Below are 14,922 nucleotides of genomic sequence, written 5' to 3' on the forward strand. Positions count from 1 at the left end.
GCAAAACTCGACAAGCCTGTTTACAAGGTGTGGAAAAGCTGGGGGTTCCGCCGGAGCCGGCCGGTCACAGGTCGTCAACCACCTGCCCGGCCGGGCTGGTCCACTGGAAGGCGTCAAGACCGGCTTTTTTTACTTTGGAAAGAAAGGCTTGCGCCTGGGCCTCGGAGCCGAAGGGGCCGGTCAGCAGGCGGTTGGTGCGGCCCCAGTCGGAGGTCAGCCCGGACTTGCCGCGGAACAGGTCGGGGTGTTCGCGCACCAGCTCCTTCCAGGTGAAGGCGAGCGCCCCCGGGTTCCGCCCGGTGCCGACCTGCACCCAGATGCGGCTGGGATGGACCGGCTTGGGCGGCTCGACCGGCTTGGGCTTGGCCGCCGGCAGCTTGCGGACATCGACCGCGCCGGGCGCCGGAGCGACCGGACCCTGCGGCACCGCCAGATCGGCGAAGGCATCGGCCAGCGCGCGCCGGGCGGGCTGTGGCCGCGCCGCCGGAGCGGGCACCGACGCGGGCGCCGACGCGGGCGTCGAAGGAAGGGGTGTGGCATTCGCGGCCGCCGCGGGCGGCGCCACGGCCACGCGGGGACCTTCGCCCAGCGTGGTCGGCGGCGGCGCTGCCGGGACCGGGGCCGGGGCAGCGGTCACGACCGGCGCCGCCGGGACCGGGGCCGGCGTGGGAGCCTGGGTAGCCGGCGCCGACGCGACCGGAGCCGGCTCGGGCGGACGAGCGGGATCGAGTCGCGCAAGGTCGAAGCCGCCGCCAGCGGCGAGCACGGGGCGGGTGCCTGCCGCCGCAGGGGGCGCTGCCGGAGCGCGTGCGGCCGGTGCGGTTGCCGAGGGCACGGGCGCGGAGGGGGCCGGTGCGGTCGCGCGCGGCGGGGCAGCCGCGATGGTCACCGCCGGACGGCCCGACTGCACCACTTCGGTCGCGGGCGGTGGCGGGGTCCGCGCAGCCGGGATGGCCGGCGCGGCGGCCAGCGCCGGTGCAGGCCGCGCGGGGGACGGTGCGGCGGGAACCGGCGCGGCTGAAGCGGGCGTCACCGGTGCCAGTTCGCGCGCGCCCGACTGGGCCGGGGCCGGCTGCGACCGCGGCGCAGGCTGCACGACGGTTGCCACAGCCAGCGGCGGCGCGGGATCAACCTGCCGGGTGGGCATGGGTTCCGGCGGCGCACTGCGCGGAGTGGCGGCGGCCAGGCTGGGCGCCGGTTCGCTGCCGCGGCGGCGATCATCGCGGCGGTTGTCCTGACGGGTGCGGCCCAGCGGCTTGCCGGCCGGGACCATCGCCGTCTCGGCCACGGCCACGCGCTTGGGCGGGGCATAGAGCGCGACGCGGGGATCATCGCGGCCGATCTCGGCGGCCCGGGGAAAGCGGCCGAAATTGGCGGCGGCAGCCTGTTGCGCCGCCGTCAGCCGCGGCATGTAGCGCAGATAGGGGGCGATGCTCTGCGCCATCTCGTCAGGCATCGTCTGATCGGCGATCGCGATCGCCTCCTCGGGCTTCTGCAGAATCGCGAGGGCGAAGGCGCGGGTGCGCCACGCCGCCTTGTCCTGGCGCTGCAGCAGAGGGGCGAGGGTCAGCTCCATTCCCGCCCGGTCACCGGCGATCGCCTGGCTGAGCGCGAGCCGCCGCAGCGTCTCGTCCTCGGGCTGGGCAGCCAGGGCCTCGCGATAGTAGCGCTGGGCCGTGGCATTGTCGCCGACCAGATCGTAGGCGAGGCCGCGGTCCGACAGCAGCAGGGGATCGAGCGAGCCGGCCTTGTCGGCCTCGGCAAACAGCGGAATCGCATCGTAGGGGTTTTCGCTGCGCACCATGGCCCCGGCCAGCCCGGCCTTGACCCGCATGTTGTTGGGCGAAAGCTGGTCGGCGCGCGCGAAGAACCCGATCGCGGCATCGATGTCGCCCATGCCCAGCGCGGCCTTGCCCGCATCGATCAGCGCATCGAGGTCCTTGGGATCGCGACCCAGCCGGGCCAGCGCGGTATTCAGCGCCTGGCTGGCCGAGACCCGCGGAAGCGGCTGGACCACCGGCTGGGCCAGGCCCGGCACCACCGCCAGGAGGGCGGCGGCCCCGCCCAGCACCACGGCCAGGCGCCGCAGTCCACTGCCACGTTGCATCTGCACTTCCCACCGTCTCCGTGCGACCGGCATCGCCTGCTCTTTCAGGGCCATGTTCTGTCAGGCCATCAGCGGCGACAACCGATGGACGCTATGGCCTGAACCCGACTGGAATGGCCAGCCCCACAGGGGGCCGGCCCGCTCCGTTCGGCTTACTGGTTGTTCTGGCGGCCGAGAAAACGCGGGATCGAGATCGACTGGCCATCGCCAGGCTCTTCCGGCTCGTCCTCTTCCGTCGGGCGCGAGGACCCGCGGCTGAGGTTGGCCATGCGCTCGAACAGGGTGCTGCCCCCGCTCGACAGGCGTGGCGTGCGCTCCTCCGGATCGGAGACCAGCGGACGGCGGCGCTGCACCAGCGGCGAGGCCGGCTCCTCGTCGCCGGCGGCATGTTCGACGCCGAGCACCAGTTCGTCCGAACTGTCGTGCGGCGCGGCGAACGGGGGGGCGGGCTGGAAGGCGGCCGGCTCGACCGGTTCGGCCGGAACCGGATCGGCCACGCTGTCGAGCTGCAGCTCGAGCGGCTCGGCCGAGATCTGCTCGGGGGCAAGGTCCAGCGGCTCGTCCACCGCGGGCGCGGGCGCCGGGATCACCGGCTCGGCGGCCACCGGCTCGGGTGCGGGAGGCGGCGCGAAGGGGGCGGGAGCCGGTTCGGCCTGCAGTCCCGGGCGGGCGATCCCGCCACGGCCGCCGCCGAGCGAGAACCCGCCGCGGCTCAGCTCCTGCTGCTGCAGTTCGGTCTGCTCGATCCCGGTGGCCACCACCGAGACGCGGATCTTGCCCTGGAGATCGGGGTTGAAAGCCGAGCCCCAGATGATGTTGGCATTGGGATCGACCAGGTCGCGGATGTGGTTCGCGGCCTCGTCGACCTCGAGCAGCTTCATGTCGTCGCCGCCGATGATCGAGATGATGACGCCCTTGGCGCCCTGCATCGACACGCCGTCGAGCAGCGGGTTCGAGATCGCCTGCTCGGCCGCCTCGAGCGCGCGGTTGGCGCCCGAGCTTTCGCCGGTACCCATCATCGCCTTGCCCATCTCGCCCATGACCGAGCGGACGTCGGCGAAGTCGAGGTTGATCAGGCCGGGCATGACCATCAGGTCGGTGATCGAGCGGACGCCCTGCTGCAGCACCTCGTCGGCGAGCATGAAGGCTTCCTTGAACGTCGTTTCCGCCTTGGCGACCAGGAACAGGTTCTGGTTGGGGATGACGATCAGGGTGTCGACGTGCTTCTGCAGCTCCTCGATCCCGGCCTCGGCCGAGCGCATGCGCCGGGTGCCCTCGAACAGGAACGGCTTGGTCACCACCCCAACGGTCAGCACGCCCTTGTCGCGCGCGATCTTGGCGATGACCGGGGCGGCGCCGGTGCCGGTGCCGCCACCCATGCCGGCAGCAATGAACACCATGTGCACGCCGTCTAGCGCGCGCTCGATCTCGGCCAGGGTCTCTTCGGCCGCGGCGCGGCCCACTTCGGGGCGCGATCCGGCGCCAAGGCCCTGGGTGATGTCAGGCCCGAGCTGGATGCGGTGCTCGGCGATCGAATTGTTCAGCGCCTGGGCATCGGTATTGGCGACGATGAAGTCGACACCCTCGATCTGGGCCTCGATCATGTTCGCGATCGCGTTGCCACCGGCCCCGCCGACGCCAATCACGGTGATCCGCGGACGGAGTTCCTCGACAGCCGGCGGTCCGATATTGATGCTCATTGTGCTCTCCACGCAGGGCCTGTCAGACACAGGCTGCCGATCATTCGCCAATTACAGACAATTGCACGCTTCGAATCGGCCGTCCAAGGGGTTTGGCGGCGTTGTCCACAATCGCAAGGCCCCTCCCGACGGGGCTGCGACGGTCAGAAATACTCCACAACGGCGCGATAGATCCGGCCGAACAGTCCGGGCCATCCCGCCCCGCCCCCGACCGTTCCCGGCGGGCCGACCTGGCGGATGTCGACCGGCTCGCTGGCGGCGTGCAGGATCAGCCCGACCAGCGTGGCGAAGCCTGGCTTGGCGTGGGTCTCGGGCAGACCGCGCAGCGCCGGCGGACGCCCCACCCGCACCGGCTTGCCCAGCGCCGACTGGGCAAAATCGGCCAGCCCGACCAGTTCCGCGCCGCCTCCGGTGAAGACCACCTGTTGACCGCGCTGGCCGGTGAAGCCCAGCGCCTTCAACGCCCGGTTGATCTCCTCCATGATCCGCCCAAGCTGCGCGGTGATCACCGAAACCAGCTCGGCGCGGGGGATGCGCCCGGCATCGTCGGCATGGCGCGCTGGCGGTCCGGAGGGCTCCTCGCCCGGGCCGTGGACCGGGATCATCTCGCGATGGTCGGCCGGGCTGGCCAGGGCCGAGCCGTTGACGCACTTGAGCCGCTCGGCCTGGAAGCGGCGGATACCGAAGGCCGAGGCGATCGCATCGGTGATGTCGCCCGAACCGAGCGGGATCGAGGCCAGTCCGAGCAGCATCCCCCCGGCATGGACCGAGACATTGGTGACATCGCCGCCGAACTCGACCAGCGCCACCCCCAGGTCACGCTCCTCCGCGGTCAGACAGGCGTGGCCGGCGGCGATCGGCGAGCCGACCACCGCCTCGACCTTGAGATGCGCGTTCTGCACGGCCTCGGTAAGATTGCGCACCGGGGCACCCTCGGCCAGCATGATATGGATGTCCACGCCCAGCCGCTCGGCGTGGAGCCCGCGCGGATTGGCCACGCCGTGCGCGCCATCGAGCGTGTAATGGGTCGGCTGGGCATGGAGCACCAGGCGGCCGTCGGGCCGGATCACGTCACGCCCGGCCAACATCAGCTGGTCGATGTCGTCCTGTTCGATGCGCCGCCCGGCGACGTCGATCTCGACATGGGCAACCTGGCTGGCAAGCCCGGCCCCGGCGGTTCCGATCAGCACCGTATCGACATTGGTCTGGGCGATCTTCTCGGCGCGTTCGATCGCGTCGCGCACGGCATAGGTCGCCGCCGTCATGTCGGTGACGAAGCCGCGCTTCAGGCCCTGCGCCGCGCGATGCGCCGAGCCGAGCACGATCAGCTCGCCGCTGTCGGCGATCCCGGCGATCATCGCCGAGACGCGGAACGACCCCAGATTCACCGCGCCAATGACGCGTTCGATACGAGGACCGCTCATCAGGTGTTGTCCCGCGCCCCCTGCCGGCCCGGGGTCTCGCCGGGTGCCTCGCCGCTGGCGGCAGCCTCGGCGCGGTCGGCGGCGGCAGCGGCCTTGGCGGCGGCAGCAGCGGCAGCCGCGCGGGCCTCCTCTTCGGTTCGGCCAGGGACCCGGAAATAGATCCGGTCGGGCGCGCGCATGTCGAAGGCGGCGACCCGCCCGCCGAGCAGGCGGTTCACCCCGTCAAGCCGGGCGAAGGCGATCAGCGCGTTGGCCGAGGCCTTCTCGCCCTCGGGCAAGGCCAGCACCTGGCCGGTGCCGAACTTGAGGTTCCAGCGGCGGTTGCCGACCCATTCGGCCTCGGCCACCTGCGGCTTGAGCGCGGGAGCAGCCTCGAGCAGGGTGGCGAGATCGGCCACCCGGGTGCCGGCCCCCGGCCCGGAGATCACCAGGCGGCCGCGCGCCGCCGCAGCGGTGACCGGCTCCAGCTCGTGTCCGCCGGCGTCGATCAGCACCAGCCGGTCGGGCTTGCGCAGGACCGCGTGCGGCTTGCGCTCGACGATGTCGATCACCAGCGTATCGGGCAGCTGGCGCGAGACCCGCGCATCCTCGACCCACGACAGCTGCAGCAGCTCGGCACGCAGCCGTTCCAGATCGACCCGCGGCATGGCGGCATCCCGCTCGGCCAGGGCGCGTTCGTAGACCTTCAGCTCATTGAGGTGGTTGACCCCGCGCACATCGACCCGGTGCACCGCGAAACCGGCATCGGCGGCAATCGCGGCAAGCTTCTCGCCGGCCAGGGTGGGCACCCCGGCCATGGTGGCGACGCCCCAGGCCGCCGCCGCGGCCAGGGCCAGGATGGTGATCACGAAGATCCGGTGAAGCTGCTCGTCGGTGAACGGCAGCGCGTCCATCACCGCATCGAACAGCGAGCCGGTGCGGGCGCGCGCCGCCTTGACCTTGCGCGCCTGGCCCTGCCGCGCCGCGACCTTGCGCGCGCCCGCGGCCTTGCGGCGGATCGTCTGGCTCATGCCGGCACCTCGGCGCTGACGGGGGCCCCCGTTGCCGCGTCTGCGAGGGCCTCGGCCACGATCGTCTCGACCAGGTCTTCGTAGCTCATCCCGCAATGCCGCGCCTGTTCGGGCACGAGGCTGAGCGGGGTCATGCCCGGCTGGGTATTGACCTCGAGCAGGAACAGCCCTTCCACCCCGCGCTGGTCGTCCCAGCGGAAGTCCGACCGGCTGGTGCCCTTGCAGCCGAGCAGGCGGTGGGCGCGCAGCGCGATGTCCTTGCAGGCCTCGGCGATCTCGTCGGGGATCTCGGCGGGGCAGATGTGGTCGGTCATCCCGTCGGTGTACTTCGCGTCGAAATCGTAGAAGCCCGACTTCGGGCGCAGCTCGGTGACCATCAAGGCGCGGTCGCCGATCACCGCGGTGGTCAGCTCGAGCCCGCGGATGAACGGCTCGGCCAGCAGCCGGTCGAACTCCTGCCACGGCCCCCTGGCATTGCGGCTGATCGGCTGGCCCATGTTGCCATCGTCGGTGACGATCGCCACGCCGACCGACGAGCCCTCGTTGACCGGCTTGAGCACATAGGGGCGCGGCAGAGGGTCGCGCGCGTAGAGCTCGGCGCTGTCGACGATCCGCCCGCCCGGCATCGGGATGCCGTGGGGCACCAGCGCCTGCTTGGTCAGTTCCTTGTCGATCGCGATCACCGAGGTGGCCAGTCCCGAATGGGTGTAGGTCAGCCCCATCAGATCCATCAGCCCCTGCACGGTGCCGTCCTCACCCGGCGTGCCGTGCAGCGCGTTGAACACGACGTCGGGCGCCGCCTCGGCCAGCTTCAGCGCGACATCGCGGCCCATGTCGATCCGCGTCACCCGGTGCCCGCGCGCCTCGAGCGCCCTGGCCACGCCCTCGCCGCTCATCAGCGAGACCGGCCGTTCGGACGACCAGCCGCCCATCAGGACCGCGACATGAAGCTTGGGCAGGGTCATGCCATCCTCCCCGGCACGGCGAGGGGGACCAGCGAAGCTGGTGGAGGGGCACTGTCCTCCGCGCGCAAGGGGCTGTGCCCCTCCACCATGCTGCGCATGGTCCCCCTCCCCGTGCCGGGGAGGATTTGAATGCCCATCATCACTTCGTACCCACCCTCTGAATTTCCCACTCCAGCTCCACGCCCGACTGGTCCCTCACCCGCCGCCGCACCTCCTCGCCCAGCGCCTCGATCTCGGCGCTGGTCGCGTCGCCGGTGTTGATCAGGAAGTTGGTGTGCTTCTCGCTCACCTGCGCGCCGCCCAGGGTCAGCCCGCGGCAGCCGGCGCGGTCGACCAGTTCCCAGGCCTTGTGGCCGGGCGGATTCTTGAAGGTGGAGCCACCGGTCTTGCTGCGCAGCGGCTGGCTGGCCTCGCGGCTGGCGGAGATGCGGTCCATCTCGGCCTGGATCGCGGCCGGTTCGCCGGGGCGGCCGCGGAAGCGCGCGCCGATCACGATCGCGCCCTGCGGCAGTTCGGAATGGCGGTAGGTGTAGTGCAGATCGCCGACCGGCAAGGTCACCCGCTCGCCCGAGCGCAGGACCACATCGCAATCGACGAGGATGTCCTTGACCTCGCCGCCATAGGCGCCGCCGTTCATCCGGACGAAGCCGCCGACCGTGCCGGGGATCGAGCGGAGGAACTCGAGCCCGGCAATCCCGGCATCGCGCGCGGTCGAGGAGACGAGGATGCCGCTGGCGCCGCCGCCACAGTCGAGCGTGAGCGGATCGACCGCCGTGACCCTGGCAAAGGCCTTGCCCAGCCGCACCACCACGCCCGGCACCCCGCCATCGCGCACGATCAGGTTGGAGCCCAGCCCCAGCGCCATGACCGGCACGGCCGGATCGAGCCCGCGCAGAAAGGCGGACAGATCATCGGCGTCCTGCGGCTCGAACAGCCACTGCGCCGCACCGCCCGCCTTGAACCAGACGAGCGGGGCCAGGGGCGCTTCGGCGGTCAGCTTGCCGCGGACGGAGGGAAGGGAAACGGCGGTCAACATCGCCAGTGCTTGAGCCATTCGATCTGCGCGCGCGCCAGCGCCTCGGCCGCGTCGAGCGCCTGCTTGCCCGCCTCCTCGAGCCGGCGCCCGGCCTCCTCGGCCTTGCCCGGATCGAGCATCGCGGTGCCGGCGTCGACCATCGACCGGGTCACGTCGATCTGCGCCTTCTGCGCATCGACCAGCCATCGCATCCATTCCAGCGGGTTGGGGAACACGCCTGTCATGCAGCCTGCCTCCTCTCACGGATCGCATCGGCCAGGCCGGCCGCCCACTTGGTGATGTCGCCGGCGCCGAGGCACACGACCATATCACCTTCCTGCAGGGAATGCGCGAGATTGTCGGCGAGCGCCGCGGGCCCGTCGATGACATAGGCGGCGCGATGGCCACGCGCCTTGACCCCTTCGATCATCGCGGCGGAATCGATCCCCGCGATCGGCGCCTCGCCGGCCGGATAGACCGGGGCGGCATAGACCACGTCGGCATCGTTGAAGGCGCCCTGGAAATCCTCCAGATGATCGCGCAGGCGGGTGAAGCGGTGCGGCTGGACCACCGCGATGACCCGGCCGCGGGCGCCCTCGCGCGCGGCCGAGAGCACGGCGCGGATTTCCACCGGGTGGTGGCCGTAATCGTCGATCACCACGGCGCTGCCCGCGCCGAGCGCCACCTCGCCCACCTTGGTGAAGCGGCGCTTGACCCCGCCGAACTTGCCGAAGCCGGTGCGGATCAGCTCGTCCGAGACACCCATCTCCACCGCCACGGCCACCGCCGCCAGCGCGTTCTGGACATTGTGCCGGCCGGGCATCGGCAGCGCGATGTCCTCGATCCGGCGGAACGATCCGTCGCGCTGGCGCAGCACGGCGGTGAAGCGGTTGCCGCCCGGATAAGGCGTGACGCCCTCGCCGCGCACGTCGGCCTGGGCCGAGAAGCCGTAGGTGATGACCCGCCGGTCGCGCACCTTGGGGATGATCGCCTGAACCTCGGGATGATCGATGCACAGCACCGCCGCGCCGTAGAAGGGGACGTTCTCGATGAACTCGACGAAGCATTCCTTGACCCGGTCGAACGAGCCGTAGTGGTCGAGGTGCTCGGGATCGATGTTGGTGACCACCGCGATGGTGCCGTCAAGCCGGAGGAACGACCCGTCGCTCTCGTCGGCCTCCACCACCATCCATTCGGACGCCCCGAGCCGGGCGTTCGAGCCATAGGAGTTGATGATCCCGCCATTGATCACCGTGGGATCGACCCCGCCGGCATCGAGCAGGCAGGCGACCATCGAGGTGGTGGTGGTCTTGCCGTGGGTGCCGGCGACGGCCACGGTGTTCTTCAGGCGCATCAGCTCGGCCAGCATCTCGGCGCGGCGCACCACCGGGATGCGGTTCTCGAGCGCGGCCACGACCTCGGGATTGTCGCGCCTGACCGCGGTCGAGGTGACCACCACCGCGGCCTCGCCGATGTTCTCGGCGGCGTGGCCGATCATCACCTTGATCCCGCGCTGGCGCAGGCCCTCGACCACGTAGCCCTCGGCGATGTCCGAGCCTTGCACGGTATAGCCGAGGTTGTTCATCACCTCGGCGATGCCGGACATGCCGATCCCGCCGATCCCGACGAAGTGGATCGTCCCGATCTCGGTGCCAACGCCTTTCACTGGGGGAACTCCTGGGTTGTTGTGCGGCGTTGGCGCGTGGCCCCTTCGGCGAAGCTCAGGACATGCTTCGACAGGCTCAGGCTGAGCGGGTGTGGTGTGCGGTTCAGGGAAGCACACTTGCTCAGGCCCCAACCCCGCTCAGGCTGAGCCTGTCGAAGCCCACGCGCCGCCATCAGCCCCACAGTCACGCCAGCGCCTCCCGCCCGGAGGTCTCCGCCGCCGCGCCGCCCATCCGGATCACGTCCATCATCGGCGCTGCGCCGAAGCTCTCGACCAGGTCGGCCAGGTCGGTGGTGGCGTTGGGATAGCCGCAGTTCCACGCCGCATGCGCCGCGTTGCCCAGGCTGGGCGGATGCTGCGCCATGGCCTGGATCTGCTTGGCCAGCTCGACCGCGGTGAACTTCTCCTGGCGGATCGCCCGCGCGCCGCCCGCCTCGACCATCTCGCGGGTATTGGCGGCCTGGTGATCGTCGGTGGCGATCGGCAGCGGGATCAGGATCGCCGGGCGGCCCACCGCGGTCAGCTCGGCGATGGTCGAAGCGCCGGAGCGGCCGATGAACAGGTGGGCATCGGCGAGGCGCTCGGCCATGTCCTCGAAATAGGTGGCGAGCTCGGCGGGAATGCCATGGCTGGCATAGCGCTGGCGCACCGCGTCGAGATCCTCGGCGCGGCACTGCTGGATCACCTGGAGGCGGCTGCGCAGCGCCGGCTGGAGCATGGCGAGGCCATCGGGGACCACCTCGGACAGGACCCGCGCGCCCTGGCTCCCGCCGGTCACCAGCACGCGCAGCAGCCCGTCCTCGGTGAACGGCGGATAGGGCTGCTCGCGCAGCGCCAGCACGTCCTCACGCACCGGATTGCCGACCAGGTGGACCTTGCCCAGATGCTTGTCCTCGAGCCGCTCGACCACGCGATAGGCCGTGGCGATCGCGTTGACCCGGCTGGCGAGGAGGCGGTTGACCCGGCCAAGCACGGCGTTCTGCTCATGGATGATCGTGGGGATCTGCGCCGCCGTCGCCGCGATCACCGCGGGAAAGGCCGGATAGCCGCCGAAGCCGATCACCGCGCTGGGCTGGAAGCTTTCAAACAGGCGCAGCGCCATGCGCCGGCCTTCCAGGATCGCGCGTAGCCCGCGCAGCCAGCCCAGCGGGTTCTTGCCGCCCAGCCGCCCGGCCGGGATCACGTGGGCGGGGAGGAAATCGGGCTTGCCCGGGATCGCCGCGCCGCGGCTGTCGGTGACCAGCGCGACGTGGTGGCCGCGCCGGACCAGTTCGGCGGCGAGCGCGAAGGCCGGGATGAGGTGTCCACCGGTCCCCCCGGCCGCGAGGACATAGTGACGGCTGACAGCGGTCATCGGGGCAGGACTCCGGCATCGCGCAGGGTCAGACGCTCGCGCTGGATGAAGGGATTGCGGCGCGTGATCGCCAGCAGGAACCCGACCCCCAGGCACAGGGCGATGGTCGATGAGCCGCCGTAGGAGATCAGTGGCAGGGTCATCCCCTTCGACGGGAACAGCTGCAGGTTGACGAGGATGTTGATGAAGGCCTGCCCGCCGAGCTGGGCGGTCAGACCGGTCGCCGCGAGCACGGTGAACAGGTCTTCCTCATCCGTCAGGCGCAGCAGCACCCGCACCACCAGCGCCATGTAGAGCAGCACGATCAGGCCGCAGATCAACAGCCCGAACTCCTCGCCGATGACCGAGAAGATGTAGTCGGTGTGCGCTTCGGGCAGGGCCAGCTTGCGCGTGCCGAGCCACAGCCCGGAGCCGGTCCAGCCCCCGGCATTGAGCGTGCGCGAGGCGAGGTCGACCTGGTCGTAGGCCGTCCCGCCGCCGAGGAAGCTGTCGATCCGGTGCCGGGCGTTGTCGTAGAGGAAATAGGTGGCGATGACCCCGACGATGCCCAGGCCGATGACGATGGCGATGCGCTGCAGCGGCAAGCCCGACAGCAGGACCAGCACGAACCACACGCCCACGAACAGCACGGTCGAGCCGAAATCGGGCTGGAGCATGAGCAGCACGGCGACCAGCGCGGTCACCGCCCCGGTGATCAGCACCACCGGCAGCTTGGGATCGCGCAGCCGCCACGACAGCACCCAGGCCATGGCGATGGCATAGGCCGGCTTGAGGAATTCGGACGGCTGCAGCGAAACCCCGAGGTTGAGCCAGCGCTTGGCCCCGTTGACGTTGGTGCCGATCAGCGGGACCAGCATCAGCGCGAAGATCATCCCGAAGCCGAGCAGGATCCCGGCGCGCCGCGCGGTCTCGCGCGGGAGGGTCGAAGCGGCGAACATCGCCACCAGGCCGACCAGCTGCCAGCGCAGGTGGATCACGAAGAAGTGCAGGTCGTCCAGCCGGGTCGCGGCGGTCGACAGGCGCCGGGCGCTGGCCGGGGACGAGGCCGCCACGGCGGCGGCGCCGATCGCCATCAGCGAGAGCACCAGCATCAGCAGGACACGATCGATCTCGCGCCACCAGACCCCGAAGTCGTGGCGGCGGTTGCGGCGCCGGCGCAGCCCGATCACTCCGCCGGCGCGGGGGATGTAGGGCGTCTGCACGGGCGCGACGGACGAGGCCGATGCGGGCGGGGTCACGGCCGGGGCTCCCCTTCGAGCAGGGCGGCGACGATCTGGCGGAAGGCGTCGCCGCGCGCCTCATAGTCGCGGAACTGGTCGAACGAGGCGCAGGCCGGCGACAGCAGCACCACATCGCCCGGCACCGCGGCGGCGATGGCGTGGCGGATCGCCTCGGCCATCATCTCGGCCCGGTGCACCGGCATGTGCGGTTCGAGCAGCTCGGCGAAGCGCGGGCCGGCATCGCCGATGGTATAGGCCGCAGCGATGTGCCCGAACCACGGGGCGCATTCGTCCAGATCGTCACCCTTCGGCAGGCCGCCGAGGATCCAGTGGATGCGGCGGTGCTCGGGCGCCGCCGGGAGCGGCGGAAAGGCGGCCAGCGCCGGCGCGGCCGAGGCCGGGTTGGTCGCCTTGCTGTCGTTGATGAACAGGACCCCGCCAGACTCGGCAACCCGCTCCATGCGGTGCGGCAGGCCGCGGAACCCGGCCAGCCCGGCGCGCCACTGCGCCTCGGTCAGCCCCAGCGCGGTGACGATCGCCACCGCCGCGGCCGCGTTCTGCAGATTGTGCGGGCCCTGCAGCGCCGGCCACTCGCCCTGGAACGCGGCGATGTCGGCGCCATCGACCCGCTGCACCATGTCTTTGCCGCGGCGCAGCTCCTCGCGCAGCGCCACGTCGAGCGTCTCGGTATCGCTGATCCCGAAGACCGCGGGGTGGTCGGCGCCCTGCATCGCGAACAGCCGTGCCTTGGCTGCGGCATAGGCCGCGAAGGTGCCATAGCGATCGAGGTGATCGGGGGTGATGTTGAGCAACGCGGCCACATCGCAATCGAGACTGTGGGTCAGGTCGATCTGGTAGGACGACAGCTCGAGCACATAGACGCCGCCCTCGGGCAGCGGCGCCTCGCCGAGGATCGGCAGGCCGATGTTGCCGCCCATCAGGGTGGTTACCCCGGCGCTGTGGAGCAGGTGGTGGACCAGCGCGGTCGTGGTCGACTTGCCGTTGGTCCCGGTGATCCCGACCACGCGATGCGGCGGCAGGCTGGCGCGCGCCTGGGCGAACAGCTCGATGTCGCCGATCAGCGGCACGCCGTGGCGCAGCGCCGCGTCGCCGATCGGATGGCGGTTGATCGGCACGCCGGGGGACACCACGATCCCGTCAAAGCCGGTCAGGTCGGCCAGCACCGGATCGGCCAGTTCGACCCGGTCGCCGAAGGCATTGGCCAGGGTCTGGCGCGGCTCGTCGCGGCTGTCCCAGGCCATCACCCGTGCCCCGCTCGCCAGCAACGCCCGCACCACGGCCAGACCCGTACGGGCCAGCCCGAGCACCGCATAGCGCCGTCCGGCGAAGTGGGGCGAAGTGATCATCGCGCCGCCCGGGTCACCGCAGCTTCAAGGTCGAGAGACCGATGATCGCGAGGATGATCGAAACGATCCAGAAGCGGATCACCACGGTCGATTCCGCCCAGCCCAGCTTCTCGAAGTGGTGGTGGATCGGCGCCATCAGGAACACCCGCTTGCCGGTGCGCTTGTAGACGAACACCTGGATGATCACCGAGACGGCCTCCATCACGAACAGCCCGCCGACGATGGCCAGCACGATCTCGTGGTGGGCCGCCACGGCAATGGCGCCCAGCGCGCCGCCCAGCGCAAGGCTGCCGGTATCGCCCATGAACACCGCCGCGGGCGGGGCGTTGAACCAGAGGAACGCCAGACCCGCCCCCATGATCCCGGCGCAGAGGATCGCCAGTTCACCGGCGCGCGGCACATAGGGAATGCCGAGATAGTGGGCATAGTCGATGCGGCCGGCCAGGTAGGCGATGATCGCGAAGGTGCCCGCGGCGATGATCACCGGCATGATGGCCAGCCCGTCGAGCCCGTCGGTCAGGTTCACCGCATTGCCCGCGCCGACGATCACCACGGCGGCGAACACGTAGTACAGCGGGCCCAGCGGAATGTAGCGGCCCGACAGGAACGGGATATAGAGGTTGGTGCTGATCTGGCTGACGATGATCCAGGCGGCGACGCCGGCGACGGCAAATTCCATCATCAGCCGCACCCGCCCGGGCACGCCCTTGTGGCTGTACTTCGTCACCTTGTCGAAATCGTCCATGAAGCCGATCGCGCCGAACCCCACCGTAACCGCCAGGCAGGCCCAGACGAAGGGATTGGTCAGGTCCATCCACAGCAGCATCGAGACGACCAGCGCGATCAGGATCATCAGCCCGCCCATCGTCGGAGTGCCGCGCTTGGCGAGGTGGCTCTGCGGGCCATCATCGCGGATCGGCTGGCCCTTGCCCTGGCGCACGCGCAGCATGTTGATGAAGCGCGGACCGATGATCATGCCGATGACCAGGGCGGTGATCAGCGTGGCCCCGGCGCGAAAGGACTGGTAGCGGATAAGGTTCACGATGCCGGGGAAATGCATCCATTCGGCGATGAGGTAGAGCATCGGTGCGCGA

The 14,922-nt window shown here is 70.7% G+C and carries 12 protein-coding genes; all 12 read right to left on the reverse strand.

Going from position 1 to position 14,922, the window contains the following annotated elements:
* Nucleotides 1-64: 64 nt before the first annotated feature.
* The gene (locus H7F53_RS03800) at nt 65-2,107 is read right to left on the reverse strand and encodes an SPOR domain-containing protein (protein ID WP_221773564.1); all 2,043 of its coding nucleotides are present in this window, start codon (nt 2,105-2,107) and stop codon (nt 65-67) included.
* Between the two features lie 152 nt (nt 2,108-2,259).
* Nucleotides 2,260-3,807 (reverse strand): cell division protein FtsZ, encoded by a 1,548-nt coding sequence (gene ftsZ, locus H7F53_RS03805; protein WP_185678164.1) that lies wholly within the window; start codon nt 3,805-3,807, stop codon nt 2,260-2,262.
* A 143-nt stretch (nt 3,808-3,950) separates the two neighbouring features.
* Nucleotides 3,951-5,231, reverse strand: coding sequence for a cell division protein FtsA (gene ftsA, locus H7F53_RS03810; RefSeq protein ID WP_185678165.1), 1,281 nt, complete (start codon nt 5,229-5,231; stop codon nt 3,951-3,953).
* Complete coding sequence (locus H7F53_RS03815; RefSeq protein WP_185678166.1) at nt 5,231-6,241, reverse strand: cell division protein FtsQ/DivIB; 1,011 nt, start codon at nt 6,239-6,241, stop codon at nt 5,231-5,233. Before H7F53_RS03815 ends, ftsA begins: the two co-directional genes overlap by 1 nt.
* A complete protein-coding gene (locus tag H7F53_RS03820) occupies nt 6,238-7,206 on the reverse strand; it encodes a D-alanine--D-alanine ligase (RefSeq protein ID WP_185678167.1) in 969 nt (322 codons plus the stop codon). Before H7F53_RS03820 ends, H7F53_RS03815 begins: the two co-directional genes overlap by 4 nt.
* Before the next feature lie 139 nt (nt 7,207-7,345).
* Nucleotides 7,346-8,242, reverse strand: a complete 897-nt coding sequence (gene murB, locus H7F53_RS03825; RefSeq protein ID WP_185678404.1) for a UDP-N-acetylmuramate dehydrogenase — start codon at nt 8,240-8,242, stop codon at nt 7,346-7,348.
* On the reverse strand, nt 8,236-8,466 hold the full coding sequence (locus tag H7F53_RS03830; RefSeq protein WP_185678168.1) for a hypothetical protein: 231 nt from the start codon (nt 8,464-8,466) through the stop codon (nt 8,236-8,238). Before H7F53_RS03830 ends, murB begins: the two co-directional genes overlap by 7 nt.
* Complete coding sequence (murC, locus tag H7F53_RS03835) at nt 8,463-9,887, reverse strand: UDP-N-acetylmuramate--L-alanine ligase (protein ID WP_185678169.1); 1,425 nt, start codon at nt 9,885-9,887, stop codon at nt 8,463-8,465. The genes H7F53_RS03830 and murC overlap by 4 nt, the downstream gene beginning before the upstream one ends.
* Before the next feature lie 184 nt (nt 9,888-10,071).
* Complete coding sequence (gene murG / locus H7F53_RS03840; protein WP_185678170.1) at nt 10,072-11,241, reverse strand: undecaprenyldiphospho-muramoylpentapeptide beta-N-acetylglucosaminyltransferase; 1,170 nt, start codon at nt 11,239-11,241, stop codon at nt 10,072-10,074.
* Entirely contained in the window at nt 11,238-12,479 is a 1,242-nt protein-coding gene (locus tag H7F53_RS03845) for an FtsW/RodA/SpoVE family cell cycle protein (protein WP_379542781.1), read from the reverse strand. The genes murG and H7F53_RS03845 overlap by 4 nt, the downstream gene beginning before the upstream one ends.
* Nucleotides 12,476-13,828 (reverse strand): UDP-N-acetylmuramoyl-L-alanine--D-glutamate ligase, encoded by a 1,353-nt coding sequence (murD, locus tag H7F53_RS03850; RefSeq protein WP_185678171.1) that lies wholly within the window; start codon nt 13,826-13,828, stop codon nt 12,476-12,478. The genes H7F53_RS03845 and murD overlap by 4 nt, the downstream gene beginning before the upstream one ends.
* Nucleotides 13,829-13,841: 13 nt before the next feature.
* The gene (gene mraY, locus H7F53_RS03855) at nt 13,842-14,912 is read right to left on the reverse strand and encodes a phospho-N-acetylmuramoyl-pentapeptide-transferase (RefSeq protein WP_185678172.1); all 1,071 of its coding nucleotides are present in this window, start codon (nt 14,910-14,912) and stop codon (nt 13,842-13,844) included.
* Nucleotides 14,913-14,922: the final 10 nt, after the last annotated feature.

It is taken from the genome of Novosphingobium piscinae (assembly GCF_014230355.1).
Taxonomy (GTDB): domain Bacteria; phylum Pseudomonadota; class Alphaproteobacteria; order Sphingomonadales; family Sphingomonadaceae; genus Novosphingobium; species Novosphingobium piscinae.